The organism is Dyella sp. CR10, assembly GCF_055814425.1.
Genome location: NZ_CP185986.1, coordinates 2,827,546 through 2,853,402 on the forward strand (window position 1 = coordinate 2,827,546; position 25,857 = coordinate 2,853,402).

At 68.7% G+C, this 25,857-nt stretch carries 18 protein-coding genes; 8 read left to right on the forward strand and 10 right to left on the reverse strand.

Translation table 11 applies throughout. The features are described from left to right. The first annotated feature begins 270 nt into the window (after positions 1 to 270). The 3 genes from recC to recD are packed head-to-tail and all read left to right on the forward strand — an operon-like array spanning position 271 to position 9,366. A complete protein-coding gene (gene recC, locus ACNR9O_RS12770; RefSeq protein WP_473688327.1) occupies positions 271 to 3,756 on the forward strand; it encodes an exodeoxyribonuclease V subunit gamma in 3,486 nt (1,161 codons plus the stop codon). After that, positions 3,753 to 7,436, forward strand: coding sequence for an exodeoxyribonuclease V subunit beta (gene recB / locus ACNR9O_RS12775; RefSeq protein ID WP_473688325.1), 3,684 nt, complete (start codon positions 3,753 to 3,755; stop codon positions 7,434 to 7,436). The genes recC and recB overlap by 4 nt, the downstream gene beginning before the upstream one ends. Next, a complete protein-coding gene (gene recD, locus ACNR9O_RS12780; protein ID WP_473688323.1) occupies positions 7,426 to 9,366 on the forward strand; it encodes an exodeoxyribonuclease V subunit alpha in 1,941 nt (646 codons plus the stop codon). Before recB ends, recD begins: the two co-directional genes overlap by 11 nt. Positions 9,367 to 9,387: 21 nt before the next feature. Here the strand turns inward: recD and ACNR9O_RS12785 are convergent, their stop codons facing one another. From ACNR9O_RS12785 to ACNR9O_RS12815, 7 genes are all read right to left on the reverse strand, one after another. Then, positions 9,388 to 9,978, reverse strand: coding sequence for a GspH/FimT family pseudopilin (locus ACNR9O_RS12785; protein ID WP_473688321.1), 591 nt, complete (start codon positions 9,976 to 9,978; stop codon positions 9,388 to 9,390). Next, on the reverse strand, positions 9,978 to 10,412 hold the full coding sequence (locus ACNR9O_RS12790) for a type IV pilin protein (protein ID WP_473688319.1): 435 nt from the start codon (positions 10,410 to 10,412) through the stop codon (positions 9,978 to 9,980). The genes ACNR9O_RS12785 and ACNR9O_RS12790 overlap by 1 nt, the downstream gene beginning before the upstream one ends. Before the next feature lie 4 nt (positions 10,413 to 10,416). Beyond that, positions 10,417 to 14,145, reverse strand: a complete 3,729-nt coding sequence (locus ACNR9O_RS12795; RefSeq protein ID WP_473688317.1) for a pilus assembly protein — start codon at positions 14,143 to 14,145, stop codon at positions 10,417 to 10,419. A gap of 17 nt (positions 14,146 to 14,162) precedes the next feature. Continuing rightward, on the reverse strand, positions 14,163 to 14,813 hold the full coding sequence (locus ACNR9O_RS12800; protein ID WP_473688315.1) for a pilus assembly PilX family protein: 651 nt from the start codon (positions 14,811 to 14,813) through the stop codon (positions 14,163 to 14,165). A gap of 41 nt (positions 14,814 to 14,854) precedes the next feature. Then, positions 14,855 to 16,135 (reverse strand): PilW family protein, encoded by a 1,281-nt coding sequence (locus ACNR9O_RS12805; protein WP_473688313.1) that lies wholly within the window; start codon positions 16,133 to 16,135, stop codon positions 14,855 to 14,857. Continuing rightward, complete coding sequence (gene pilV / locus ACNR9O_RS12810) at positions 16,132 to 16,659, reverse strand: type IV pilus modification protein PilV (RefSeq protein WP_473688311.1); 528 nt, start codon at positions 16,657 to 16,659, stop codon at positions 16,132 to 16,134. The genes ACNR9O_RS12805 and pilV overlap by 4 nt, the downstream gene beginning before the upstream one ends. 164 nt (positions 16,660 to 16,823) lie before the next feature. Further along, positions 16,824 to 18,674 (reverse strand): ABC transporter ATP-binding protein, encoded by a 1,851-nt coding sequence (locus ACNR9O_RS12815; RefSeq protein ID WP_473688309.1) that lies wholly within the window; start codon positions 18,672 to 18,674, stop codon positions 16,824 to 16,826. 136 nt (positions 18,675 to 18,810) lie between these two features. Between ACNR9O_RS12815 and ACNR9O_RS12820 the strand changes: the two genes are divergently transcribed. Further along, positions 18,811 to 20,049 (forward strand): TIGR03862 family flavoprotein, encoded by a 1,239-nt coding sequence (locus ACNR9O_RS12820; RefSeq protein ID WP_473688307.1) that lies wholly within the window; start codon positions 18,811 to 18,813, stop codon positions 20,047 to 20,049. A 34-nt stretch (positions 20,050 to 20,083) separates the two neighbouring features. Here ACNR9O_RS12820 and ACNR9O_RS12825 read toward each other — a convergent pair whose 3' ends face one another. Continuing rightward, a complete protein-coding gene (locus tag ACNR9O_RS12825) occupies positions 20,084 to 20,626 on the reverse strand; it encodes a hypothetical protein (RefSeq protein WP_473688305.1) in 543 nt (180 codons plus the stop codon). A gap of 138 nt (positions 20,627 to 20,764) precedes the next feature. Next, positions 20,765 to 22,318, reverse strand: coding sequence for a POT-type proton-dependent oligopeptide transporter (locus tag ACNR9O_RS12830; protein ID WP_473688303.1), 1,554 nt, complete (start codon positions 22,316 to 22,318; stop codon positions 20,765 to 20,767). 122 nt (positions 22,319 to 22,440) lie between these two features. On the opposite strand from ACNR9O_RS12830, the gene ACNR9O_RS12835 reads away from it, so the two are divergent. From ACNR9O_RS12835 to ACNR9O_RS12845, 3 genes are read left to right on the forward strand one after another with little or no spacing between them, the layout of a single operon-like run. Then, the gene (locus ACNR9O_RS12835) at positions 22,441 to 22,908 is read left to right on the forward strand and encodes a guanyl-specific ribonuclease (protein ID WP_473688301.1); all 468 of its coding nucleotides are present in this window, start codon (positions 22,441 to 22,443) and stop codon (positions 22,906 to 22,908) included. Then, positions 22,905 to 23,342: a barstar family protein gene (locus tag ACNR9O_RS12840; protein WP_473688299.1), complete on the forward strand. Its 438-nt coding sequence runs from the start codon at positions 22,905 to 22,907 to the stop codon at positions 23,340 to 23,342. The genes ACNR9O_RS12835 and ACNR9O_RS12840 overlap by 4 nt, the downstream gene beginning before the upstream one ends. A 6-nt stretch (positions 23,343 to 23,348) precedes the next feature. Next, positions 23,349 to 23,576 carry an RNA-binding S4 domain-containing protein gene (locus tag ACNR9O_RS12845; protein ID WP_473688297.1) on the forward strand — a complete coding sequence of 76 codons (228 nt, stop codon included), beginning with the start codon at positions 23,349 to 23,351 and terminating at the stop codon, positions 23,574 to 23,576. A gap of 488 nt (positions 23,577 to 24,064) precedes the next feature. On the opposite strand, the gene ACNR9O_RS12850 is transcribed toward ACNR9O_RS12845, so the two are convergent. Further along, complete coding sequence (locus ACNR9O_RS12850; protein WP_473688295.1) at positions 24,065 to 24,538, reverse strand: Lrp/AsnC family transcriptional regulator; 474 nt, start codon at positions 24,536 to 24,538, stop codon at positions 24,065 to 24,067. Positions 24,539 to 24,703: 165 nt separating this feature from the next. Here ACNR9O_RS12850 and ald point away from each other — a divergent pair, with 165 nt between their 5' ends. Continuing rightward, positions 24,704 to 25,822: an alanine dehydrogenase gene (gene ald / locus ACNR9O_RS12855; protein WP_473688293.1), complete on the forward strand. Its 1,119-nt coding sequence runs from the start codon at positions 24,704 to 24,706 to the stop codon at positions 25,820 to 25,822. Positions 25,823 to 25,857: the final 35 nt, after the last annotated feature.

Consider the following 25,857-nt stretch of genomic DNA (forward strand, 5'->3'; position numbering starts at 1 on the left):
GTATTGACACCAACCACATGCGATGCAACAAAATGCGCAACCTACGCAGAACACGCGTGGGCCCACTGCCAAGCTTCACCCGCAACACCCATCGCCGCATGCCTCACCGCATGCGGCGATGTTCGTTTCAGAGGCGTGCATGGCGGCATGCTTCATCACCATCGACGCCGGCAGGCGAGGCGCAAGCGCTCCGACAGCCATGCCGCCACTCGCCCCTCACCCCGATGTCCGCCACAATTCCCGCATGAACCTTTCTTCGCGCCGCCAGCCGTGACCGACACCCTGGCCCTGCCCCTCGATGTCCCGATCGAACCGGGCCTGATGGTCATCCACGGCAACCGCCTGGAGGACTTGCGCGATCTGCTCACCGCATGGATCCAGCGCACGCCCCTGCGCCCGCTGGAAGACGAGCTGATGCTGGTGCAGAGCAACGGCATCGCGCAGTGGCTGAAGTTGGCGCTGGCGCGGCCGCCGCAGGAAGGCGGCGTGGGCATCAGCGCAGCGGTGCAGGTGCAACTGCCCGGACGCTTCCTGTGGGAGGCCTATCGCGCGGTGCTCGGCCGCGATGCGGTGCCGCCCGCGTCGCCCTTCGACAAGTCGCGCCTGGCGTGGCGGCTGCTGCGCCTGATCCCGCGCCATCTGGACGATGAGGATTTCCGCCCGCTGCGCGACTTCCTCGGCGACGATGCCGACTGGCGCAAGCGTTACCAGCTGGCCGCGCGCATCGCCGATCTGTTCGACCAGTACCAGGTCTATCGCGCGCACTGGCTGGCCGACTGGGAACGCGGCATCGACGAGCTCGCCGACGACTGGCGCGCCCGGCGCACGTCGCTGCCGGCCGGGCAACGCTGGCAGGCGCGCCTGTGGCGACTGCTGCTGGACGACGTCGGTCCTGCGGCACGGCACAGCCATCGCGCCGCCGTGCACGAAGCTTTCATCGAGCGCACCGCCGCACTGGCCCAGCGTCCGCCGCGCCTGCCCCGGCGCATCGTGGTGTTCGGCATGTCCTCGCTGCCGCTGCAGACGCTCGAAGCGCTCACCGCGCTGGCGAAACACAGCCAGGTGCTGTTGATGGTCGCCAATCCATGCCGGCACTACTGGGCCGACATCATCGAGGATCGCGAACTGCTGCGTGGCCAGCGGCGACGCCAGCCGGGCAAGCCCGGGCTGCCGGAACAACCGCGCTACGAAGATCTGCACCTGCACGCCAACCCGCTGCTGGCCGCGTGGGGCAAGCAGGGCCGCGACTACATCCGCCTGCTCGACAGCTTCGACCAGCCCGAGGCCTATCGCCGCCGCTTCGCCGCGTGGAGCCCGGGCATCGACCTGTTCGCCGAACCCGGCCGCGACACCCTGCTGCACCAGGTGCAGCAGGCCATTCTCGATCTCGAACCCTTGCCGGCCGAGACGGCCGATCGGCAGCGCTGGCGCGCCGGCGACGAGTCATTGCGTTTCCACGTCGCGCACGGCGCCCAGCGCGAAGTGGAGATCCTGCACGACCAGCTGCTGGCGCTGTTCGAGCGCGCCGCCCGCGAAGGCCGGCCGCTCGCGCCGCGCGATGTGATCGTGATGGTGCCGGACATCCAGACCTACGCGCCGCACGTGCAGGCGGTGTTCGGGCGCATTCCGCCGGACGATCCGCGTTATCTGCCTTATTCGGTCGCCGACCAGCCCGATCGCGGTTCCGTGCCGCTGCTGGTGGCGCTGGAACATCTGCTGGCGCTGCCCGAATCGCGCTTCACCGTCAGCAACATCCTCGATCTGCTCGACGTACCGGCACTGCGCCGCCGCTTCGGTTTTGCCGAAGCCGACCTGCCCACGCTGCGCCGCTGGATCGAGGGCGCCGGCATCCGCTGGGGCCTGGACGGCGCGCAGAAACAGAGCCTGGGTCTCCCCGCGCAGGCGCAGAACAGCTGGGCCTTCGGCTTGCGCCGCCTGCTGCTGGGCTATGCGGTCGGCCATGGCGAAAGCTGGAACGGCACCGCGCCCTATGGCGAAGTCGGCGGCCTGGACGCCAGCCTGCTCGGCCCGCTCAGCCGCCTGCTCGAGCAGCTCGAGCAGAGCTGGCGCGAACTGGGCGCACCGGCATCGCCGGAGATCTGGGTGGCGCGCCTGCGTGCGCTGCTCGCCGCCTTCTTCGCCGACGACGACCAGGCCGACGGCGATCGTCTGGGCCGCCTCGATGACGCGCTGGACGAGTGGCGCCAGGCCTGCGCGGAAGCCGGACTGGACGAACCGCTGCCGCTCAATATCGTGCGCGAGCACTGGCTGGAGAGCATCGACGCCAGTCGCCTGTCGCAACGTTTCATGGGCGGCGCGGTGAGTTTCGGCACGCTGATGCCGATGCGCGCCATCCCGTTCCGCGTGGTCTGCCTGCTCGGCATGAACGATGGGGATTACCCGCGCCAGCAGGCACCGGCCGATTTCGACCTGATGGCGCAGCTGGGCCAGGCGCTGCCGGGCGATCGCTCGCGCCGCGAAGACGACCGCTACCTGTTTCTGGAAGCCCTGCTCTCCGCGCGCGATGCCCTGCACGTGAGCTGGGTCGGCCGCAGCGCGCGCGACAACGCAGCGCTGCCGCCTTCGGTACTGGTCGGCCAGCTGCGCGACTATCTCGCCGCCGGCTGGCGCCCTGCCACCGGCGACGGCGACCTGCTCGACGCGCTCACCACCGAGTACCCGCTGCAACCTTTCAGCCGCCGCTACTTCGGCGCCGACGACGATCCGCGCATCTTCACTTACGCACGCGAGTGGCAGCAGGCGCATCGCGAAGGCGAAGCCAGCGCCGCCGGCGAAGCGCTCGCGCCATGGCAGCCGGATGCAGCGCTCTCGCTGAACCAGCTGCAAGCCTTCCTCGCCCGTCCCGTGCGCTACTTCTTCAATCAGCGGCTGAAGGTCCATCTCGGCGGCGAGGAAGCACAAGCGCCCGATGATGAACCGTTCGCGCTGGATGGCCTGGAGCGCTACCAGGCCATCCAGGCCACGTTGCAGGCCGCCATCGCCGACGGCAGCGGCGCCGCCGACGCGGTGGACCACGCGGTGCGCCGTCTCGGCGAGCAGGGCCGCCTGCCCACCGGCGGCTTCGGCGAGCTGTGGCAGGAAAACATCGCCGGCGAAGCGCGCGTGCTCGCCGCGCAATGGCGCGCCGCCGATCTGCGCTGGCCTCGCGCGGAAGACAAGTTCGAACTGCGCCACGCCGCGCATGGGCTCCTGCTCGAGGACTGGCTGGCCGACCTGCGCCGTCCCGAACCGGAGCAGACCGGCGTGGACTACGTGCGGCTGGAACTGATCCAGGGATCGTTGCGCACGCGCAGCCGCGCCTTGCGCCTGGACAAGCTGATCGGTGCCTGGGTCGCCCATTTGTTCGCGCACGCCGGCGGGCTGGCGATCGAGACGCGAATCGTCGCGACCGACGCGCAGCCGTATTTCCCCGCGCTGCCGCCCGATGCGGCGCGCCAGCTGCTGGACGACCTGCTCGGCATGCTGCGCGCCGGCATGCGCGCACCGCTGCCGGTAGCGCGCAAGACGGCGTTCGCCTGGCTGCAGGCCGAACGCGAGGGCAAGGACGCGGTTGCCGCCGCAAGCCAATGCTACGACCGCGACGACGGCGGCCAGCGCATCGCCGAAGTAGAGGAAGATGCCTATCTGCAACGCGCCTGGCCCGCTTTCCAGGCCATGCTCGATCGCGGTTTCGCGCAGCGGTTGGCGCCGTACCGCGCGCTGGCCGAGGCACTGCGCACGGGAGAACCGGCATGAGTCCCGCCATGGCGCCACTCGATCCGCTGCGCCTGCCGCTGCAAGGCGTGCGTCTGATCGAGGCCAGCGCCGGCACCGGCAAGACTTGGACCATCGCCGCGCTGTACCTGCGTCTGGTGCTTGGCCATGGCACCGGCACGCCGCTGCTGCCGGCGCAGATCCTGGTACTGACCTTCACCAAGGCCGCCACCGCGGAACTGCGCGATCGCATTCGCGCGCGCCTGGCCGAAGCGGCCGGCATGTTCCGCGGACAGCAGGCACCCGACGACTTTCTCGCCGCGCTGATCGCCGAATACCCGGACGAAGGCGCACGCGCCATCGCGGCGCGCCAGCTGGAACTGGCCGCGCAGTGGATGGACGAAGCCGCCGTGCACACCATCCACGGCTGGGCGCAGCGCATGCTGGGCCAGCACGCGTTCGACAGCGGCCATCCGTTCGTGCAGGACATCGAAACCGACGACAGCGAACTGGTCGCCGAGGCCGTACGCGACTACTGGCGCCTGCATTGCCTGCCGCTGGAACGCGACGGCGCGCGCCTGCTCGCTCGCTGGTGGCAGGATCCGCAGGCGCTGCAATTCACATTGCGCCCGCTGCTGCGCCAGCCCGCCTCGCAACTGCGCCTGCATGGCCAGCCGTTGCCGGACGTGGCCGATCTGCGCACCGTGCTGGACGCGCCGCTGGCACGGCTCGAAGTCGCACAAGCGCATGCGCGGCGCCTCTGGCTGGCCGGGCTGTCGCCGATCGCGGCGATGTTCGACGAAGCCGTGCGCGGCAAGGCGCTCAACGCGCGCAGCTATCCGGCCGAACGCGTCGCGCTGGACCTCGCCGCGCTGCGCGCCTGGGCCGAGGGTGCGGACGCCGACGACAAGCTGCTCGGCCGCTATGTGCAAGCCAGCCTCGATGGCGCCGCCAACAAGAACCGCACCGCGCCCGTACCCGCGCATGACGCGTTCGCCGCGCTCGGCGAGGTGCTCGCCGCCCGCGATGCACTGGAACAGGCCCGCCCGCTGGTGCTCGCCCATGCCGCCCCGTGGGTCGCCGCGCGCCTGGACCTGGTCAAGCGCCAGCGCGCGCTGCTCGGCTTCGACGACATGCTGCGTCGCCTCGACGACGCGTTGCGCGGACCCGGCGGCACACGCCTGTCCGACACCATCGCCACGCAGTATCCGATCGCGCTGATCGACGAATTCCAGGACACCGACCCGCTGCAGTGGCGCGTCTTCCATCGCATCTACGCCGCGCGCGAAGGACACGGGCTGCTGCTGATCGGCGATCCCAAGCAGGCTATCTATGCCTTCCGCGGCGCGGACATCCATACCTACCTGCAGGCGCGCGCCGTGGCGACACCGCCGGTATGGACCCTGGGCACCAACCATCGCTCCACCGCGGCACTGGTAAGTGCGGTGAACCGCGTGTTCGAGCACGGCGACCGGCATCGCGCCGGTGCCTTCGCCTTCGGCGCAGGCGAACGCGGCCTGCCGTTCCATCCGGTCGCGGCGCGCGGCCGCGCCGCCGAACTGGTGCTGGATGACGTGCCCTTGCCGGCGCTGCAGCTGGCGGTGCTCGATGGCGGCGACTTCGTGGGCAGCACGGCCTATCGCGAGCGCATGGCAGACCAGGCGGCCGCATGGCTCGCCGGGCTGCTCGACGCGGCGCGCGAAGGCCGCTGCGGCTTTGCGACGGGCGATGGCGCGTTGCTGCCGCTGGCGCCCGGCGACGTCGCCATCCTGGTGCGCAACGGCCGCGAGGCCGCCGCGGTGCGCGCGGCGCTGCGCCGCAGCGGCTTGCGCAGCGTGTATCTCTCCGATCGCGACTCGGTGTTCGGCTCGCCGGAAGCGGCCGACCTGCTGCTGTGGCTGAAGGCCTGCGCCGAGCCCGGCTCCGACCGCGCCATGCGCGCCGCACTGGCCACGCCCAGCCTGGATCGCGATTACGCCGAGCTGGATCGCCTCAACACCGACGAGCGCTGGTGGGAGGCCTGCGGCGAACGCTTCCGCCACTTCCGCGATACCTGGCAGCGGCATGGCGTGCTGGCCATGCTGCATGACCTCCTGCACATCTTCGACCTGCCCTCGCGCCTGCTCGCGCGCGACGGCGGCGAGCGCGCGCTGACCAACCTGCTGCACCTGGCCGAGCTGCTGCAACAAGCCGCCGCCTCCCTCGATGGCGAACACGCGCTGATTCGCCACCTGGCCGAACAGATCGCCGACGCCACCGCCGGCCAGGCCGACGCCGCCGAGGAACAGATCGTGCGCCTGGAAAGCGAGGCCGAGCTGGTCAAGGTGGTGACCGTGCACAAGTCCAAGGGCCTCGAATACCCACTGGTGCTGTTGCCCTATGCCTGCGCCGCGCGCGAGGTGAAGCGCGGCGGCAGCTACGTGTGGCACGACGCCGACGGCCATGCGCACATGGATCTTGAGCCGGACGAGGCGGCGTGGATCGAGGCCGAGCGCGAACGACTGCAGGAAGATCTCCGCCTGCTCTACGTCGCGCTCACCCGCGCGCGCTACGCCTGCTGGATGGGTGTGGCGAATGTGACGGTAGGCAACGCGAAGCAGTCGGCGCTGCATAAATCGGCGTTCGGCTATCTGCTCTGCGGCGGCACACCGATCGACGCTTCGGCGTTGGCGCCTGCGCTGCTCGATTTGCGCGGCGACGAACCGGCCATCGCCATCGCATCGCTGCCGGATACACCGGCGCCGCGCATCGCGCACGCCACCGTGGTCGAATCCGCCATCACACGCCCTGCCCGCGACTACGCCGGCCGCCCCGACGAACGCTGGTGGATCGCCAGCTATAGCGCGCTGCGCTACGCCGAAGACGCCGACGAACCGGGCGAGGTGCCGGCCGCGCCCGAGACACCCACGCAGGACGTGCTGGCCGAAGCCGGCGCGGAACAGCCCGCGCCCGTCGCCGAAAGCGACAGCCGGGGCATCCATGCCTTTCCGCGCGGCGCGGTGCCCGGCACCTTCCTGCACGACCTGCTGGAATGGACCGCCGAGGAAGGCTTCGCCCAGATGGCCGATCAACCGCAACGTATCGCCGAGCAGATCGAGCGCCGCGTGCAACGACATGGATGGCAGGCGCACGCGGCGATGCTGGCCGCATGGCTGCCGGCGCTGCTGCGCACGTCGCTGCCGCTGGAAGGCGGCCGCGCCGTGGCGCTCGCCGATCTCGACGACCCGACGCGCTACCGCGCCGAGCTGGAGTTCTGGTTCGCCGTGAACCATGTCGACACGCGCGCACTCGACCGTCTCGTCACCGCGCACACGCTCGATGCGCGCCCGCGCCTGCCGCTGCTGCGCGACCAGCTCAACGGCATGCTCAAGGGCTTCATCGACCTGGTTTTCGAGTACGACGGCCGCTACTACGTGGCCGACTACAAATCCAACTGGCTCGGCCCCGACGCCACGGCGTACACCGCCGAAGCCACGCGCGATTCGATCCTGCGCGAGCGCTACGACCTGCAATATGCGCTCTACACCCTGGCCCTGCACCGCCAGCTGCGCGCGCGCCTGCCCGGCTACACCTACGAGCGCCACATGGGCGGCGCGCTCTACCTGTACCTGCGCGGCGTCGATGGCGCCGGCCATGGCGTGCACTACGAACGCCTGCCACAGGCATTGATCGAATCCATGGACCGGCTGTTCGCCGAAGGAGCGCACGCCGATGCCGCATGATCCGCGCCTCGCACTGCTCGACGCGGCCGAAGAGCAACGCCAGCTGCGCGCGCTCGACGTCGCTTTCGCGCGCTTCCTGGCCGAGCAGGACGCGAACGCCGATACCGCCTGGCTGCTGCTCGCCGCGCTGCTCAGCCGGCGCGTTGCCGACGGCCATCTGTGCCTGGACCTGTCGCTGTGGGAGCCGCTGGCCGCCGAGCAGCACTGGCCCGAGTCCTGGCGCGATGCCATCACGCGCGTACTGCGTGATGGCCACCTGCCGGCATGGATCGGGGCCGGCGATGACGACGCGCCGCTGGTGCTCGACGGCGCGCGGCTGTACCTGCGCCGCTACTGGAACCACGAGCGGCAGGTGGCGCTGGCAATCCGCCAGCGCCTGGCGCTGCCGCATGCGGCGCCCGCGCATTTGCGCGAGGAGCTTGCGCGCCTGTTCCCCGGCGAGACTTCGCCCGACTGGCCGCGCATCGCCTGCGCGCTGGCCGCGCGCGGCGCGTTCACCGTGATCACCGGCGGCCCTGGCACCGGCAAGACCACCACCGTGGTGCGCCTGCTCGGCCTGCTGCAGACCCTGCGCCTGCGTGCGGGCGAGCGACCGCTGCGCATCCGTCTCGCCGCGCCGACCGGCAAGGCCGCGGCGCGCCTGCATGCGTCCATCCAGGGCCAGCTCGCGCGGCTGGACGTGGATGACGCGACGCGCGACGCCATTCCCGCCCAGGTCGATACCCTGCACCGCCTGCTTGGCGCGCGCCCGGACACGCGCCGCTTCCGCCACGATGCCGCGCATCCGTTACCGCTGGACGTGCTTGTGATCGACGAAGCCTCGATGGTGGACCTGGAGATGATGTCCGCCGTGCTCGCCGCGCTGCCGGCATCCGCGCGGCTGGTGCTGCTCGGCGACAAGGACCAGCTCTCGTCGGTGGAGGCGGGTGCCGTGCTGGGCGACCTGTGCCGTCGCGCGGAGGCGGGTCACTACGCGGCGACCACCGCTGCCTGGCTGCGCGATACGTCCGGCGACGACGTCGCGGCCTGGACCATGGCCGATGCGCAGGCGCTGGACCAGCAGGTGGTGATGCTTCGCCACAGCCATCGCTTCGGCGCCGACAGCGGCATCGGCCGCCTCGCACTGGCGGTGAATGCAGGCGATGTGAACGCCGTGCGCGCCCTGTTCGCCGTGCCGCAGCCGGACATCGCCTGGATCGCACGTGCCGCCGGCCCGCGCGATCTGGCCGCGCTGGTGCTGCACGGCGGCCGAGAGCACTTCACCGCGCAAGGCGACGCAGCCCAGGGCTACCGCCATTACCTCGAACGCCTGCGCCGCGAACGCCCCCACCCGCGCGCCGGCGACGCCGCCCACGAAAGCTGGGCGCGCGACGTGCTCGACGCCTTCCACCGCTTCCAGCTGTTATGCGCACTGCGACGCGGCCCTTACGGCACGGAAGGCCTCAACGCGCAGATCGAGGAGATCCTGCAACGCGCTCAGCTGATCGACGCCGGCCACGCCTGGTACGAAGGCCGGCCCGTGCTGGTCACCCGCAACGACTACAACCTGGGCCTGATGAACGGCGATGTCGGCATCGCCCTGCGCGTCCCCGGCGACGATGGCGAGCTGCGCCTGCGCGTCGCCTTCCTGGTCGCTGGCGGTGACGATGGCTCGGCCGAACGCATCCGCTTCGTGCTGCCCTCGCGCCTGGGCGAGCTGGAAACGGTCTATGCGATGACCGTGCACAAATCGCAGGGTTCGGAATTCGAGCACACGGCGCTGGTGCTGCCCGACCAGGCCGGGGGGATCCTCACCCGCGAGCTGCTCTACACCGGCATCACTCGCGCGCGGCGCTGGTTCACGCTGATCGGCGCGGACGCGATGGTGGCGCAGGCGGTGAGCCAGCTGACTCTGCGGCATTCGGGGCTGCGCGAACGCCTGCTCGCCTGACCGGCGTGCCACGCATGCCCCTCAGCCTCCCGGCGTGCAGCTGGCGTCGGGCTTCATGGTGCTGCTGTGGCCGGCGCCGCCCTCGCCCACGTCGACCAGGCTGCCCTTCACCTTGTCGGTGTTGGCCACTTCGCCATCGTGGTCCTTCCCGCACACCGCGAACTGCACGCCTCCGGTGCGCAGCAGCTGCCCCTGCTGGCCGAAGCTGATCACCTGCTTGTCGGCGGCGGTCACCGCTACGCCGCTGGCGGCCTCAACGTGGCGCAGCAGCACGAAGCTGTCGTCGCTGCTGTCGTACGACTGGTCCGCGCCATCGGCGCCGGCCGGATAGGCGTAGACGATCCAGCCGGACTCGTAGCCGGTCGTGTCGGTGCAGGCGCTGCCGTTCGCGCTGGGGCAGATCGAGACGAAGGTGCCGCGCGTCACCGCCTCGCTGCGCGCATAGGCGAAGCTGGCCAGCAGCGCCTGGCCGGCCGAGCGCACCTGGCCGCGGCGCATCATGTCGCGGAAGCTCGGCGCGGCGATCGCCGTCAGGATCGCCAGCACGAAGACGGTGATCATCAGCTCCACCAGGGTGACGCCGCCCTGGCGGGCCCGGCGATGGGCGCGCATCACCAGCACGCTCCATTGCGGTTCCTGGCGGTGTCGGTCGCGGCGGGCGTCTTGTTGCCGCTGTTGTCCAGCGCCAGGTCGCCGCACGCGTCGTTCGCCTGCCCCAGCACGGGTTTGGCGGTGGCGACATAAGTCTGTGGACGAGTGCCATCACCGAGCTTGATCGTTACCTGGTAAGAGCCCTTTTCCGACAAGGCCGGATCGTCGAAGCCGATGTCCTTGAGCTTGCCGTAGCCATTGAAGGTGGCGTAGTAGCGCTCCTGCGCATTGGCGATGCGCAGCAGCAGCTCCTTGCCCTCGACGCGCCGCGCACGATAGGCGTAGCGGCCGTAGGCAGGGATCGCCACCGCGGCCAGGATGGCGATGATCGTCACCACCACCAGCAGCTCGACCAGGGTGAAGCCGCGGGCGCGGCGCAGGGTATCGGTCGTCATCGCATCAGTTGCCATTGATCAGTGCCCTCCAGGAGCGGCGGCGCCATACCGTGTCGCTGAACAAGAAGGTGCCACCGTCGCTGCCACCACCAGCGCCACCGTTGCTGCCACCATCGACGGCCACGCCCGGCACGTAGTCCACGCCGCCGCCCATGCCGACGGTGATGGGCAGGAACCCCCCGGTCGGGATGTTGGTGACGCGCGCGCCCACCTGCTGATAGTCGCCGCTCCAGCCGTCGACCTCGCCGACGTAGAAGCCATCCGCCGCACCGCCGGTCGTCGCGTTGATCAGCATCAGCGCGCCGCGCGGGGCCGGGTCGCAAGGATCGTTGGTCTGCGGAATCAATGTGGCGATCAACGCACGGCCGGAATCGAACAGCGCGGTGGCATCGACCACGACGCGCTCGCCCTTCGCCGCGGTGATGTCGAAATTGAAATACCAGCCGCGCGTGGCCTTGTCGCCGATCTTGTCCGGCCACGCATAAGTGGTGAGGCCGCGCACGTCGCTGACTTCGACCAGCTTCTGCTGCAGCAGCGGCGTGTCCAGGCTGCCCTCGACGACCACCGCCTGCCCCGCCTTGCCGCTGTCGCGGATGCCGTACATGGCCTGCGTGCGGGTGTTCTCGTCGATCTTATTGTCCTTGCCACCGAGATACTTGCCGGTACCGAACACCACCGTGAAGCCGCTCGCATACGGGATCGGGAACAGCCGCGGCATCACCGTCACCGGCCGGTAGCCGGGATTCTCCGGGCGGAAGAACAGCTCCGCTTTCCAGTTCGCCGGATCGCTGTCGGTCAGGTCAAAGCGCCACATGTTGCCCATCAGGTCGCCGGCGAACGCGACGTCGTCGACCTGGTCGTTGTTGTAGTCGCCCAGCACCGGCGTGGTCAGGCCGTAGCTTTCGATCTCGTCGCTGCCGGCCGTGGTGGGCGTCTTCAACTCCTTGAGCAGCGCGCCGGTCTGCGCATCCAGCACGAACAGCGAGCTGAACGTGTTGCTGGCCGCGGCCTCGGTGCTGCCGTCGGGGAAGTACCCGCCCGGCACCAGTACCACCCACTTGCCGTTGGCGAGGCGGCCGATGTTGGGCCGGCCGAAGGTATAACCGAGGTTGGCGCCGTCCTCGCTGGTGTTGTTGAACTCCCACAGCACGCGCTCGGCCGGCCCCATCACCTTGCCCGAGGTGCTGCCTTCGGTAGATGCCGCCTCGGTGATGTCCAGCGCGTACACGCCGCGGCCGCCCAGGCGCAGGCCGCCGACCAGGATGGTGTGCCAGCCGCTCTTGTCGCCGCCGAAGTACACGTCGCGCGTCACCGGCGTACCGTCCACCGACGGCATGAAGCTGAAATCGGTCAGCGAGGACCAGCCGCGCAGGCGTCCGTAAGCCGAGTACGGCACATAGGCCCAGCGCTCGCGCCCCGGCTGCGGCGTGACGTCGACGCTGTCGGCATCGGTCTTGGAGGTGGTGGCGTCGAAGGCGTGCAGCATGCCGTCGTTGGCCGCCACGTACAGCGTGGGGGCACGCTTGAGATGGTCCTTGCGGAACTGCTCGTAGCTCTTGCCGTCCGCCGCGCCCAGCGCCTCGGGCGACTTGGCCGGCCAGTTGTCCAGGTAGCCGCCGGTGGGCGCCGCGACGTAGACGGTCTGGGCGTTGATCACCGCGCCGAACACCGAGCGGCGCTGGCGGAAGGTGGTGCCGTCCTTGCTCTGGTTGCCGCGCAGCCAGGCGACGCGGTCCGCGCCGGGACTGTCGCGGTCGAAGTCCGCATCCACCTTGGTCAGCGCCGTGCCGGCACTGGCCCAGGTGAACGCGGCGCCCTTGCCCGCACCGACGTCCGTGCTGGTGAGGATCACGCGCGAATCGCCGCCCGCGGCGCGCTGGTCCAGCAGGCCGCGCCCGTCCCACAGCGCGGCCGTGCCGATCGTGCCATTGGAGCCGACCGCGAACGCCTTGAGCGTGCCGCCCCAGGATTGCGCCTCGAAACCGGCCTGGTAGGTCACCGAATTGGCGGTGAGCACCGCCGAGTTGAGGCCGCCGGCCATCGGCGTGGTCGACTGCAGCAGGATGCTGGAAATGATCTTGTTCAGCGCATCGACCAGCGCCGAGGGGCTGCTGGCGGCGAAGAACTTGCCGCGGCTGTTGAGCGCCGCGTGCCACATGTCGTCGATCTTGCGGCCGTCGTCGGTGCCTTCCGCCGGCGCCGGCCACGCGACATCGCCCTTGCGCAGCTTGGCGTAGGTGGCGTCGTTGTTGAGCAGCGTGCCGGAGGCGCCGAAGCCGATCATGTACTGCACCAGGTGCGGCCAGCTCGCGGTGTCGTTGGCCGGGTTCCAGTAGATCTCCTTGTTGGTGAGCGGATCGGCGTCCTTGTCCAGCGGCTTGCCGAACAGCGCGGTGGACTGGTCGACGATGTTCACCGGGACCTTGCGGCGGTTGGCCTGCTTGCCGAACAGGCTGGAGGTGCCGTCGAGGCCTGCCTGCAGGTCGGTGGCCCAGTAATGGAACGCCACATCCGCCATCGTGACGGTATTGGTGGTGTTCTCGTTCCAGATCACCTTGCTTTCCGCATCGGTGGGGGAAAAGCTGCGGTCATCGGGCAAGCCGCGGCTTTCCGTGTCGGTCTTGCCGGGCGCGGCAACGCCACTGTCGCCGTTCCACAGGCCGTCGGTCATCTGGATGTGGAAGTTCTTGCGGCAGATCAGCTCTTTGTCGACGTCGCGATCCCAGTAAGGATTGCTGTCTACCGCACCGCTGCGGCCGGTGAAGTATTCGCCCGCGCGCTTGGCGGCGGAGCGGTTCGGCGTGCCGCCGGTGGCCGGCGTGGCGAACAGCCAGTCGTAGAACTCCGTGCGCACGTTGCCCGTTACATCGGCATCGATGAACTTGTAGATCTTGGTATCGTTGCTGAGCTGATTCGAATTGATGTTCTGCCAAGTCACGCGCACGTTATCGTTGAGCGGTGCGAAGGCCAGCGACATCGAACTGACCGCCGCCATCGTACGTGTGCGGTAGTAGGAGTACCAGTTGGCGAAGTTCTGCTTCTCGGCGTCGCTGACCGCCACCCACGTCCAATCGCCGGAATTCTTGGCGAACAGGTTCTTGATCGCCGTGCTGCTCAAGCGGCCGGTGCTCGCATCCACGGGCAAGGTGCTCGCTGCGCGTGTGTACTTGTAGTAACCAGCTCCCTTGTTGCCGCAAAAGGTATTGCTGCTGAGATTTCGCGTACCAGATTGCACTTTGTCCTTGCGGCGGTTGGTGGCAATGCCGTTATCCCAAGCCTCCGTGAAACTCGCATCGGGCATCGACGTGCCATCGGCCATTTTTGGCGGCAGATATTTGTTGTTCGGGTTGTAGTAGACGCCATTCATGCTCCACGAACGCGGATCGGTCGCGTCGGTGATGCCCGGCGTGATCACGGCGGCGCACAGGAAAGGTGCGCCATTGCTCGAGAACGTGCGGTTGGCCTCCGCGTCCTGTTTCTGGTCAGTGCTGTTGCTGACCCAATATTCATTGTCGTACGGCCGCTTGTCCGGCATGTGATGCCAGTTCATCGAACCGGAGTCGTCCAAGGTCAGCACCAGATTCGGCGCCACTGTCACCGTGGCGGACGGCGGCCCGGGGCTCAGTTCCACCGTGCGTGCCATGGACGCGGCGCAGTAGCCCGCCGTCAGCCCCAGCATCAGGCCGACCGATGCGGTCCGGCCGCGCAGCTTCGTCGCGTTGCGCTCGTTCATCGATATCCCCTGCAAGCTCAGTTGCCCTTGGCGGCGAAGGTGCTTTCCACCACGCGCACGACGTTCTCGTTGCCGCCGGTGGCGCGCGCGGTGATGCGGTAGACGTGGCGGCCCGTATTGGTCGGGCCGGTGGAGGTGCTGCTGGTGGCGCCCGATTCGTGCGCGCTGCCGACGCCGGGCGGCAGTTCCGGTCCGAGGTCTTCGATGATGTAGTGCGGATTCTTGGCCAGCACGGCGACCTTGCGCGCGGTGTCGTCGAGGTCGCTGCCGTCCAGCGTGGTGAAGTCCTGGTCGCCGGCGGCGCCCTTGTATTCGGTCGCGCCTTTGGTCACCCAGCCGCTCTTGCCGCGAAACGCCGTCACATCGGCGATCGGGTTGGCCGGATCGAAGAGGTAGCAATCGGTGATCAGCGTGGTGCCGCAGTTGATCGGCGCCACGCTCGCCGCCTTCCACAAACGCCATTCGGCACCGCGCAGCGCGGTCTCCGCCGCCAGCTCCGCCTGTTGCGCGTTACGCAGACCGCCGGCCATGCGCTCCTGCAACAGCGAATGGCCCGAGGCACTGATCGCCAGCAGCGTCAGCAACAGCAGGAAGATCAGCGCGACCACCAGTACCACGCCGCGCTGCCGCGCCGCGGCGCGCGTCCGCGGTTCATGCGATGGGGACATCGGTCACTCCTGTTTCTGGTTCGGCGGCGGGCGAACCCGCATCAAGGGTTGTAGTTGCGCACCGACACCAGCGCGTTGAATTCGCGGCGCAGCATGCGGTTGTCGAAGCCCTGGTCGGCGGGTGTCACCGCGCGCTTGGCGTCGTCAGGTGCTTTCGGCGCCGTGTCGCCGTCGACGCTGTAGACGTAGCGCTGCTCGTTGGCGGTGAGCGTGCCGTGCAGCTGCTGGCCGGTCATGAGCACGTGCACTTCGATGCTCTTCACCGCGCGCCACAGACAGCCGTAGTCGGGCGAAAGCGCGTTGGGCGCGCCCGGCGGACAGGCGATCTTGCCGCCGTTGCGGTCATCGATCTCGCTGGCGGTGAGGTAGCTGGTGCCGCCGTTGGCGTCTTCCACGCCGTAGCGGAAATCCAGGCGTTCCACGCCGCGCACGACCTCGCTGCGCACGCCGTTGTCGCGGCGGATCAACGCGCCGGTGGTGGCGCCGTCACCCGCGTCCACTACTTCGAGGTAGTACGTCACGGTGTGGAAGTCGCGGCTCAAGTCGAACAGGCGCGGCGCCGACAGCGGTTGCTGCATCACCGGCAGGCCGAGATTGAGGCCGCCGTCGACCTGATCCGGATAGAAGCCGCCTTCCTGCAGGTTGGCGGAGAAGATCTGCGCGTTGGAGCAGTCGGCAAGCATCATCAGGCCGCCCTTCTTCACCGCCGGCTCGCCGTCGCCCGGCTTGACCGTGATGTGGTGCAGCGCGCCGTCCGTATCGCCGGTCACGGTGCTGGTGCCGCCCAGGGCCCAGCCGCCGGAGGCGTCCAGGTAGCGCAGGGTCAGCACGGCGGTGCCGGCGACGCGCTTGTTCGCGGTGGTGCCGATCTCCGGCAGGCTGTCCGGCGCCGACGGCGTGCACTTGGTCTTGTCGCAGTCGTAGCCGCGCATCGAGAGGAACGACGGGAAGCTGTACGGCGCGGTGGGCTTGCTCGGGTACGGATCGCCCCACGGCGTGGACAGATCCGCCAGCGCCGCGGTGAGGCCGCTGGCGTACACCACCGGCGCGCGCAGCTGCGAGAGATAGATGCCGCCAGTGCCCTGGCTGTTCACGCCGCCGGAGTTGGTGCAGTACTGGCCATTGGCCATGCGCAGATCCTGCACCAGCCGGGTCACGGCGAAGCGCCCTTCTTCCTGCAATCGCGCCAGCTGCGTCTGCACGCGCTGGCTGCCGGAGGTGGAGATGAACACCGTCACCACGCCGGCGGCGACCACCAGGCCCAGCACCATGGCCACCATCAGCTCGATCAGGGTCAGACCGGATTCGCGGCGGGCGCTCATGGCTGGAACACCCAGGCGAAGGTCTGCGTCGCGCCGTCGCTGTGCGCCTTGTCGCCCGCACGGCGCTCGGTCCAGCTCACGGTCATGCTGCAGCTGCCGCCGAACGGCGGGCGCATGTTGACCTGGTCGGCGCTGAGCGTGAACCCGGTGGAGCCTTTGTCGCAGCTGATGCTGGCCTGCGGGTCAGGCAACGCGGTGGCCAGCATGGTGGCCCAGGCGGAGCGGTCGCGCGCGGCGATCTCGGCCGGGGTGCAGGCGGCGCCCGCGCCGCAGGCCTTGGCCGTGCCGCCGGTCTTCACCGCCCCGTCGTAGGCGCCGTTCCACAAGCCCACGGGATTGGCGCGCATGCGGTCGGCCATATTGCCGGCGAGGAAGGTGACCTGGGTCCGCAGGTACGCGGCCTGGTTGGAGCGGGAGGCCATGACCAGCAGGCCTGCCAGGCCGATCAGCCCGACGCTGAAGATCAGCACCGCCATCAGTACTTCGATCAGCGAGACGCCTCGCTGCCGCGCCAAGGTCCGCATGGATGCCCCTCGTAAAAACTAGCGGCGAGAGAAACATCCGCAAATTTTTACGGCAAGCTTGCGCGGGACTGACGGTAGAAAAAAGCCGATAAGCGGTTTTTCCGAGCCCAATAAACATGCGGCAGTTCACACGGCGCGATCCGCTCGATCGCGCCTTTTCGCGATCACGCGACGGCCGCGTCGTCCTCCGCCGCCACGAAGCCGCCGGTCTGCCGTTTCCACAGACGCGCGTACAGGCCTCCGTGCGCGATCAGCTCGGCATGCGTGCCGCTCTCGACGATATGTCCCTTGTCCATTACCACCAGGCGATCCATGCGCGCGATGGTCGACAGGCGGTGCGCGATGGCGATCACGGTCTTGCCGCGCATCAGCACTTCCAGGCTGTCCTGGATGGCCGCCTCGGCTTCCGAATCGAGCGCGGAAGTGGCTTCGTCCAGCACCAGGATCGGCGCGTCCTTCAGCAGCACGCGCGCGATGGCGATGCGCTGGCGCTGGCCGCCGCTGAGCTTCACGCCGCGCTCGCCGACATGCGCGTCGTAGCCGTGGCGGCCTTCGCCGTCGGCCAGCTGCGGGATGAATTCATCGGCGCGCGCCTTGCGCACGGCCTCGCGAATGTCCTCTTCGCTCGCATCCGGGCGACCGTAGAGCAGGTTGTCGCGAATCGAGCGATGCAGCAGCGAGGTGTCCTGCGTCACCACGCCGATCTGCGAGCGCAGGCTTTCCTGCTCGACGCCGGCGATGTCCTGGCCGTCGATCAGGATGCGTCCGTCCTCCAGGTCGTACAGGCGCAGCAGCACGTTCACCAGCGTGGACTTGCCGGCGCCGGAGGGGCCGACCAGGCCGATCTTTTCGCCCGGACGGACCACCAGATCCAGCCCCGAGATCACGCCGCCCTGCTTGCCGTAGTGGAAGTGGATGTCCTCGAAGCGCACGCCGGCGCGCTCGACCTTCAGCGGCACCGCATCCGGCCGGTCCTGCACCAGGCGCGGCTTGGAAATGGTCTCCATGCCGTCCTGCACAGTGCCGACGTTTTCGAAAATGCCGTTGACCACCCACATGATCCAGCCGGACATGTTGTGGATGCGGATGACCAGGCCGGTGGCCAGCGCGATCGCGCCGACCGTCACCCGGCCCTGGCTCCACAGCCAGATCGCCAGCGCCGAGGTGCCGACGATCAGGAAGCCGTTGAGGGTAGCGATGGTGGCGTCCATCGCCGTGGTCAGGCGGGTCATGGCGCGCATGCGCTGGATCTGCTCGCCCAGCGCCTCGGCCACGTAGGCCTCTTCGCGGCGCGTATGCGCGAACAGCTTGAGCGTGAGGATGTTGCTGTAGCCATCGACGATGCGGCCCATCAGGCGCGAGCGCGCCTCCGACTGCCGCCAGGAGCGCTCCTTGGTGCGCGGCACGAAGTACGCCAGCGTGGCGACGTAGGCCGCCAGCCACGCCAGCAGCGGCGCGGCCAGCCACACGTCCGCCTGCGCGAACATCACCAGCGCGCTGCCGGTGTAGATGGTGACGTACCAGATCGCGTCGACGATCTGCACCGCCGATTCGCGCAGCGAGGCGCCGGTCTGCATGATGCGGTTGGCGATGCGGCCGGCGTAGTCGTTCTGGAAGAAGCCCAGACTCTGGCGGATCACATAGCGGTGGTTCTGCCAGCGGATGCGGCTGGTGAGATGCGGCACGATCGCCTGATTCACCAGCAGATCGTGCAGCGCGATCAATACCGGGCGCGCGATCAGCGTGACGAAGCCCATCCACAGCAGCTCGCGCCCGTGCCGCGCGAAGAAGTCCGCCACCGGCGCGCCCTTGGCCAGATCCACGATGCGACCGATGAAGCCGAACATCGCCACCTCGACGATCGCCACGCCGAAGCCCAGCACGATCGCCGCGGCGAACACCGGCCATACCTGCTTCAGATAGAACACGTAGAAGCGCCATACCGTGGCCGGCGGCATGCCGTCCTCCGGCTCCTTGAAGGCGTCGATCAATGACTCGAACCAGCGGGTGATCATGCGAGGTCCTGCCATGCGAGGGGAGGCATGGTGCCCGAAACGGGGGTGAGGGGAATGACAACTTGAGGGTTGCGGCGAGGCGATGCAAGCGAGGACGGACGCCCGCAGGCCATCCCTGCCCTACAATGCTCGGCCCATGCCCCACGATGCTCCCACCCTCGCCATCATCGGCGCCGGCCCCGCCGGCCTGATGGCCGCCGAAACCGCCCGCGCCGCGGGCCTCGACGTCGACGTCTACGAGGCCAAGGGGTCGGTCGGCCGGAAGTTCCTGCTCGCCGGCGTCGGCGGCATGAACCTCACCCATGGCGAGCCGCGGCCGGCCTTCGATCGGCGTTATGGCGAACGCGCCGCGCAAGTCGGCCGCTGGCTCGACGATTTCGACGCGGACGCGCTGCGCGCGTGGGCGCGCGGGCTGGGCGTGGAAACCTTCGTAGGCAGTTCCGGACGTGTGTTTCCCGCCGACCTCAAGGCCGCACCGCTGCTGCGCGCCTGGGTGCATCGGCTGCGCGCCAGCGGCGTGCGCATCCATGCACACCACCGCTGGCTGGGCTGGGCCGAGGATGGCGCGCTGCGGTTCGGCACGCCCGACGGCGAACGCGTGCTCCATGCCGATGCCACCGTGCTCGCCCTCGGCGGCGGCAGCTGGCCGCAACTCGGTTCCGATGGCGCCTGGCAGCCGTGGCTTGCCGCGCGTGGCGTGGACATCGCACCGCTGCGTCCGGCCAACTGCGGTTTCGACATCGGCTGGAGCGAGCACCTCGCCAGCCGCCACGCCGGCGCCCCGCTGAAACCGGTGGTCGCGCACTGGCACGATGTCGACGGCCGCGAGCGGCAGCGCCAAGGCGAATGCGTGATCACTGCCACCGGCATCGAAGGCAGCCTGATCTATGCGCTTTCTGCGATGCTGCGCGACACCATCGCGCGCGAAGGCGCGGCCACGCTGACGCTGGACCTCGCGCCGGATCGTCCGCTGGCGCGCCTGGAAAAGGATTTGGCCAAGCCGCGCGGCCGGCGTTCGCTGAGCGAGCACCTGCGCCGCCAGGCCGGCATCGCCGGCGCGAAAGTCGCGCTGCTGCACGAAACGCAGGCCAAGGCCACGCTGGAAAACCCGACGACGCTGGCTCGCGCGATCAAGCATTTCGAGCTGCGCCTGACGCAGGCGCGGCCGCTCGCCGAAGCGATCAGCAGCGCCGGTGGCGTACGTCTGGAAGCGCTCGACGACGGAATGATGCTCAAGGCTCTGCCCGGCACGTTCTGCGCGGGCGAGATGCTGGACTGGGAAGCGCCGACCGGCGGCTACCTGCTCACCGCCTGCTTTGCCGGCGGCCTGCGCGCCGGGCGCGCCGCTGCGGCATGGCTGGCATCGCGCCGCTGAGTGCGCGCCGCGATATCGGCGCCGGTTCCCGCGCTTACTTCAGGTTGGCTTTGCTCGCGTCGATGTCCGCCTGCACCTTGGTCGCCAGCTCCTTCGACGCGTTGTCCAGCAGGGCGACGAACAACTTGGGGTAGTCGGTCTGGGCATTGACCTCGGCCGACGGCTCCAGGTGCGGCTCGCTGCGCGTAATGAAGCCACGCGCGTTGGTGGTGCAGCGCATGCTGACATCCAGCGTGGCGACGGACGGCTTGTCGTCTTCGTGGCGCACGCGCAGATCGGTCTTCACCCGCTCGCAGGCCACCGTGAGGTTGGAGATGTAGGCCGGCTGGAGCGCCTTGCGCAACTGGGCCTGCAGCACGTCGGACACCGGCCGCGACGGCGTCAGCACCACTTTCTCGTCCAGGCCGCGCACCTGCAGGTCGCCCTGGGTCGGCTCCACGCTGATCCACGGCGCGAAGGCCGGCACCACCAGTGCGTCCATCGGCGCGACCTGGCGCGCCTTCTGCCCCCCGCAGGCGGTCAGCGCCAGCGCTGCCGCCATGAGGCCCGCCCCGCGGACCATCGTTCGCTTGTCCATGGTTCCCCCCATGCAAAGCCCCGGAATGTACAGGCGGCACCGCATCCGATCAACGCTTCGAACGCGCCAATGCGCACCGGTTCGCAGGAAACGTGTCGGGGTCCATCCGTTTAGCCGTCCATTCGCAAGAACAGGCGCTTACGCCTCCCGATAGTTGTCCACCTCGCGATAACCGCGCGCGTAAGCGCCGAACACCAGCGCAGCCAGCAGCGCGAACGCGGCAAAGAAGAACATCTGGAACGCATCGACGCTGAGGCCGGTCGCGCCGATATGGCCAGTCACGACCTCATTGCGCACGGCCGCGTTGGCGATCAGCACCCACAGGTTGCCGATGGTGGTGGCCAGGTACCAGAAGCTCATCATCACGCCCTTCATCGAAGCCGGCGCCTGGCTGTAGGCGAATTCCGGGCCGGTGGCCGCCACCAGCACTTCACCGAAGGTGAGCAGTACGTATGGCAACACCTGCCACACGATGGACAGGCCATGGCCGTCGTCCAGCAGCAGCTGGTAGCCGCCCACCACGATCCAGGCCAGGCCGGCGAAAGCGATGCCCGCGGTCATCTTGCGCAGCGCCGTCGGCTCGCAGCCGCAGCGGCGCAGCAACGGAAACAGCACCAGGTTGTTGAACGGAATCAGCAGCATCACCAGCAACGGGTTCAGCGCCTGCATCTGCGCCGGATGGAACCAATCCGGCGCGACCATCGCATTCCCCTGCAGCACCCAGGTCGACGCCTTCTGGTCAAACAGCGAGAAGAACGGCGTGGTGAGCGCGAACACCACCAGCACCCGCAGCACGTTGCGCGCGCCGTTCACCGCCACGGCCGGATGCTCACCGCGCGCACGCTCCATCTGCAGCCAGGCGCCGCCGCCCACGCCGCCGATCAGCGCGACGATGGCCAGGCACAGCGCGATCACGAAACCCAGCGCGGGCATCGCCGCCAGCGCGACCAGCGCAGCGAGCACGCCCGCGCCGGCCAGCCACAGGCCGGGACGCCCCTGCCCCGGCGCATGGCGCAGCAGCGCGGTACGCACCACGCGCGAGAACGCGTCCGGATCGGGCGGTGACGGCGGCACCATCACATAGCGGCGGCGTCCCAGCCACAGCACCACGGTGGCCGCGAACATCAGCCCGCCCGGGATGCCGAATGCCACCGCCGCGCCGAAATGCTTCAGGAACAGCGGCGCCAGCAGCGAGGCGAAGAACGAGCCGAAGTTGATGATCCAGTAGAAGGCGTCGAATACCGTCTTGGCCAGATGCTTGTTGCTCTGGTCGAACTGGTCGCCCACGAACGAGGCCACTAAGGGCTTGATGCCGCCGGCGCCCAGCGCGATCAGGCCCAGGCCCGCATAAAACCCCGTGGGGTGATGCTCGAACAGCGCCAGGCACAGATGGCCCAGGCAATAGATCAGGCTCATCCACAGCACGGTGTGGTACTTGCCGAAGAAGCGGTCGGCCAGCCAGCCGCCCAGCAGCGGGAAGAAGTACACGCCGATCACGAAGGTATGGAACACGTCCTTCGCCACGCCGGGACGCTCGGCTTCGGGCAGATGCAGCAGCAGCGAGGTGATCAGGAACGGCGTGAGGATGTTGCGCATGCCGTAGAAGGAAAAGCGCTCGCAGCCCTCGTTGCCGATGATGAAGGGAATCTGGCGCGGCAGGCGGCCGCGCACGGGGGGATGGGCGGCACTCATGCGCGCTCCTGGAGGTCGGGCAAAAGAACCGAGTGTGCCGCAAGTTCCTGCGCCCACCAAGCCGACGGGCCCGCACGGTGGCCCCTGCTAAGCTGCGCGCCACTTTTCCCGCGGCGATTCCGATGCGCTCCCTGAAGCCCCTGCTCGTGCTGGCCGTGCTGGCGATCGCGGCGATCGTATGGAACCGCCACGCGCCCGCGCCGGCCCCTGTTCCTGCGCCGACCGCCGAGCCCGCATCTCGCTCCACCGGTACCGTCAGGCCCGCCCCGGCGCCGTCGACCGAGGCGACCGCCGCCAAACCGGCGCCGTCCGCCCTGCCCGCGTTCCTGCCGCCGGAAGCACGCGACACCCTCGCGCTGATCGCGCGTCGCGGCCCGTTCCCCCATCGCCAGGATGGCACCGTGTTCGGCAACCGCGAAGGGCGCCTGCCGCCGCAGCCGCGGGGCTACTACCACGAGTACACGGTGGACACCCCTGGCCTCGACTATCGCGGTGCGCGACGGATCATCACGGGCGGTAACCCGCCGATGGTCTACTACTACACCGACGATCACTACCGCACGTTCCACCCTTTCGAGATGCCACGATGAGCGACCAGGACTACGACATCGACCTGACCGATCCCAGCGCCGGCGGTGTGTTCTTCGTGGTCGAGGACGACCTCGCCCCGCTCGCCGCCCAGGCCAAGGAGCATGGATTGTTCGTCGCCCAAACCAGCCTGCGCGGCTGCACCGGCAAGGACGATCTGCTGCGCCGCCTGCGCGACTCCCTGCGCCTGCCCGCCGAATTCGGCGACAACTGGGACGCGCTGTACGACAGCGTCAGCGACCTGGAATGGCTGGAGGGCCAGGGCTACCTGCTGCTGTTCGACCATGCCGACGACCTGCGCACCGCCAGCGAAGAGGACTTCGACGCCCTGCTCGATATCCTGGATGAAGCCGCGGAGGAGTGGCAGGAGGACGACGTGCCGTTCTTCGCCTTCTTCGCGATGCCCGAAAGCGCTTTCAACGACCCCGGCTACTGAACATCCATGCAGTCCCTCGATTTCGAACTCGACGATCGCCACGACCACGTGGAACTCAACCAGCTGCTCAAATTGACCGGCCTGTGCGACAGCGGCGGCGCCGGCAAGGCCATCGTCGCCAGCGGCGCCGTTTTCGTGGATGGCCAGCGGGAACTGCGCAAGACCTGCAAGATCCACGCGGGACAGATCGTGGAGATCGAAGGCATAAGAATCACGGTCAAGCGGCCGGCGTAACGCCTGTCCGCCTGAAGCAGGTTTCTCGCGAGCACCCTCCCCTCACCCCGCCGCTCCCCGCGGAAGAGAGGGAGAAGCGCGGTGCCCCCGCAAGCAGCCAAGCCAGCGTCTAAGCCGCAGCGCGGCTGCTTTTGCTTTCTGCTTTTGCTCTGGCATTTGACCTGCCGGGGCCCCTGTGCGCCGGTGAGGGCTGGACGATCGGGCCCTGAAGGGGCAGCGACATGGATGTTGCTGCCTTTTCGACATGACAGGGATGTCATGTCGAAAAGCCCGGCCAGCCCTCGCGCACCCGGAGCAGCACAGCTCCGGAGGGCGACGTGCGGGGTGCCCTTTCTTCTTTGGGCAGGCAAAGAAGAAGTAACTCGCTCTCCGGCAGCAGGGCGAAACCTTCGCCCATAGGGCGAGACACGAATACACCAAACGCATCATCGACGTACGCGGCTCCGGAGCGATGCCACACAACGACAACCAAGCCGCATAAACCCCGATCACACCGGCAACGCCGTCGTCCTCTTCACCGTCCGCAACGCCAGCGTCGACTGCACCCTCACCACCCCAGGCAACTGCGTGAGGATGTCCGTATGGATCCGCTCGAAATCCGCCGAGTCGGCATACACCACCCGCACCATGTAATCCGCCGCCCCCGCCAGCAGACAACACTCCGTCACCTCCGGGTGCCGCTGGATCGCCGCCTCGAACGCATCCAGTGCCGCGCGCCCTTGCTGATCCAGCGTCACCAGCACGAACGCCGTGCCCGGCAAGCCCGCCGCCTTCTCATCCAGCAGCATCACGTAGCGCGAGATCAGACCGCGCTCCTCCAGCAGCTTCACCCGGCGCAGGCAGGCCGATGGAGACAGATTGATCCTCGCGGACAGCTCCAGATTGGTCAGGCGACCGTCCTCCTGGAGCAGCTTGAGGATGGCGCGGTCGCGGTCGTCCAGGGAGGTTTCCGGAAGTGACATAAATACCCATCAATCAAGCCAATCGACGCATGATATTCCACGCATAGACGTCAAGGCCACCCAAATCAGCGAGAAATTCTCCGAAGCACCGAGCATACTGCTACGCCTCCGGCGTGCTCGCGCCGGGCGTCCACTCATCCATTCCCAGTCAGAGATACCCAAGCCATGCGCATCGGTGTACCGAAAGAGATCAAGAACCACGAATACCGCGTCGGCCTCGTCCCGTCGTCGGTGCAGGAACTGGTACACCACGGGCACGAGGTGCTGATCGAGGCCGGTGCCGGCCTCGGCGCCGGGCTGACGGATGCGGACTACGTCGCCGCGGGCGCGAAGATCGTCGAGGGTCCCGATGCGATCTTTGCCCAGGCCGACATGATCGTGAAGGTGAAGGAGCCGCTGGCGGTGGAGCGCAAGAAGCTCCGCAAGGGCCAGATCCTGTTCACCTACCTGCACCTGGCGCCCGACGCCGAACAGACCCACGACCTGATCGCTTCCGGCGCGGTCTGCATCGCCTATGAAACCGTCACCGCCGCGAACGGCGCGCTGCCGCTGCTGACCCCGATGTCCGAGGTCGCCGGTCGCCTCGCCCCGCAGGTGGGCGCGCATTCGCTGGAGAAGGCCCAGGGCGGCCGTGGCGTACTGCTCGGCGGCGTGCCGGGCGTGCCGGCGGCTGAAGTGGTGATCCTGGGCGGCGGCGTGTCCGGCACCCATGCGGCGACCATCGCCGTGGGCATGGGCGCCAAGGTCACCGTGGTGGACCGCTCGGCCGATGCGCTCAAGCGCCTGGCCACGCAGTTCGGCACCTCCATCTCCACCGTGTTCTCGACCCGCTCGGCGATCGAAGAGCTGGTGCGCCGCGCCGACCTGCTGATCGGCACCGTGCTGGTGCCGGGCGCCGCCGCGCCGAAACTGGTCACGCACGACATGGTGCGCACGATGAAGCCGGGCTCGGTAATCGTCGACGTCGCCATCGACCAGGGCGGTTGCGTGGAAACCTCGCACGCCACCACGCACTCCGACCCGACCTACGTGGTGGACGGCGTGGTGCACTACTGCGTGGCCAACATGCCGGGCGCCGTCGCGCGCACCTCCACCTTCGCGCTCAACAACGTCACCCTGCCCTTCGCCCTGGCCCTGGCCAACAAGGGCTGGCAGAAGGCGCTGGCCGACGACGTGCACCTGCGCAACGGCCTGAACGTGATCGACGGCAAGGTGGTGTGCGAGCCGGTGGCTCAGGCACACGGCCTGCCGTACGTGAAGGCGGAGACCGTGCTCGGCCTCTGAAGCCGGCGATTCCGCGACACCAGCAGTCCATGAAG

Coding starts and splice junctions, on each gene's coding strand:
- recB (WP_473688325.1), top strand. CDS start 3,753: ATGAGTCCCGCCATGGCGCCACTCGATCCGCTGCGCCTGCCGCTGCAA.
- recD (WP_473688323.1), top strand. CDS start 7,426: ATGCCGCATGATCCGCGCCTCGCACTGCTCGACGCGGCCGAAGAGCAA.
- ACNR9O_RS12785 (WP_473688321.1), bottom strand. CDS start 9,978: ATGCGCGCCCATCGCCGGGCCCGCCAGGGCGGCGTCACCCTGGTGGAG.
- ACNR9O_RS12790 (WP_473688319.1), bottom strand. CDS start 10,412: ATGACGACCGATACCCTGCGCCGCGCCCGCGGCTTCACCCTGGTCGAG.
- ACNR9O_RS12795 (WP_473688317.1), bottom strand. CDS start 14,145: ATGAACGAGCGCAACGCGACGAAGCTGCGCGGCCGGACCGCATCGGTC.
- ACNR9O_RS12800 (WP_473688315.1), bottom strand. CDS start 14,813: ATGTCCCCATCGCATGAACCGCGGACGCGCGCCGCGGCGCGGCAGCGC.
- ACNR9O_RS12805 (WP_473688313.1), bottom strand. CDS start 16,135: ATGAGCGCCCGCCGCGAATCCGGTCTGACCCTGATCGAGCTGATGGTG.
- pilV (WP_473688311.1), bottom strand. CDS start 16,659: ATGCGGACCTTGGCGCGGCAGCGAGGCGTCTCGCTGATCGAAGTACTG.
- ACNR9O_RS12815 (WP_473688309.1), bottom strand. CDS start 18,674: ATGATCACCCGCTGGTTCGAGTCATTGATCGACGCCTTCAAGGAGCCG.
- ACNR9O_RS12820 (WP_473688307.1), top strand. CDS start 18,811: ATGCCCCACGATGCTCCCACCCTCGCCATCATCGGCGCCGGCCCCGCC.
- ACNR9O_RS12825 (WP_473688305.1), bottom strand. CDS start 20,626: ATGGACAAGCGAACGATGGTCCGCGGGGCGGGCCTCATGGCGGCAGCG.
- ACNR9O_RS12830 (WP_473688303.1), bottom strand. CDS start 22,318: ATGAGTGCCGCCCATCCCCCCGTGCGCGGCCGCCTGCCGCGCCAGATT.
- ACNR9O_RS12835 (WP_473688301.1), top strand. CDS start 22,441: ATGCGCTCCCTGAAGCCCCTGCTCGTGCTGGCCGTGCTGGCGATCGCG.
- ACNR9O_RS12840 (WP_473688299.1), top strand. CDS start 22,905: ATGAGCGACCAGGACTACGACATCGACCTGACCGATCCCAGCGCCGGC.
- ACNR9O_RS12845 (WP_473688297.1), top strand. CDS start 23,349: ATGCAGTCCCTCGATTTCGAACTCGACGATCGCCACGACCACGTGGAA.
- ACNR9O_RS12850 (WP_473688295.1), bottom strand. CDS start 24,538: ATGTCACTTCCGGAAACCTCCCTGGACGACCGCGACCGCGCCATCCTC.
- ald (WP_473688293.1), top strand. CDS start 24,704: ATGCGCATCGGTGTACCGAAAGAGATCAAGAACCACGAATACCGCGTC.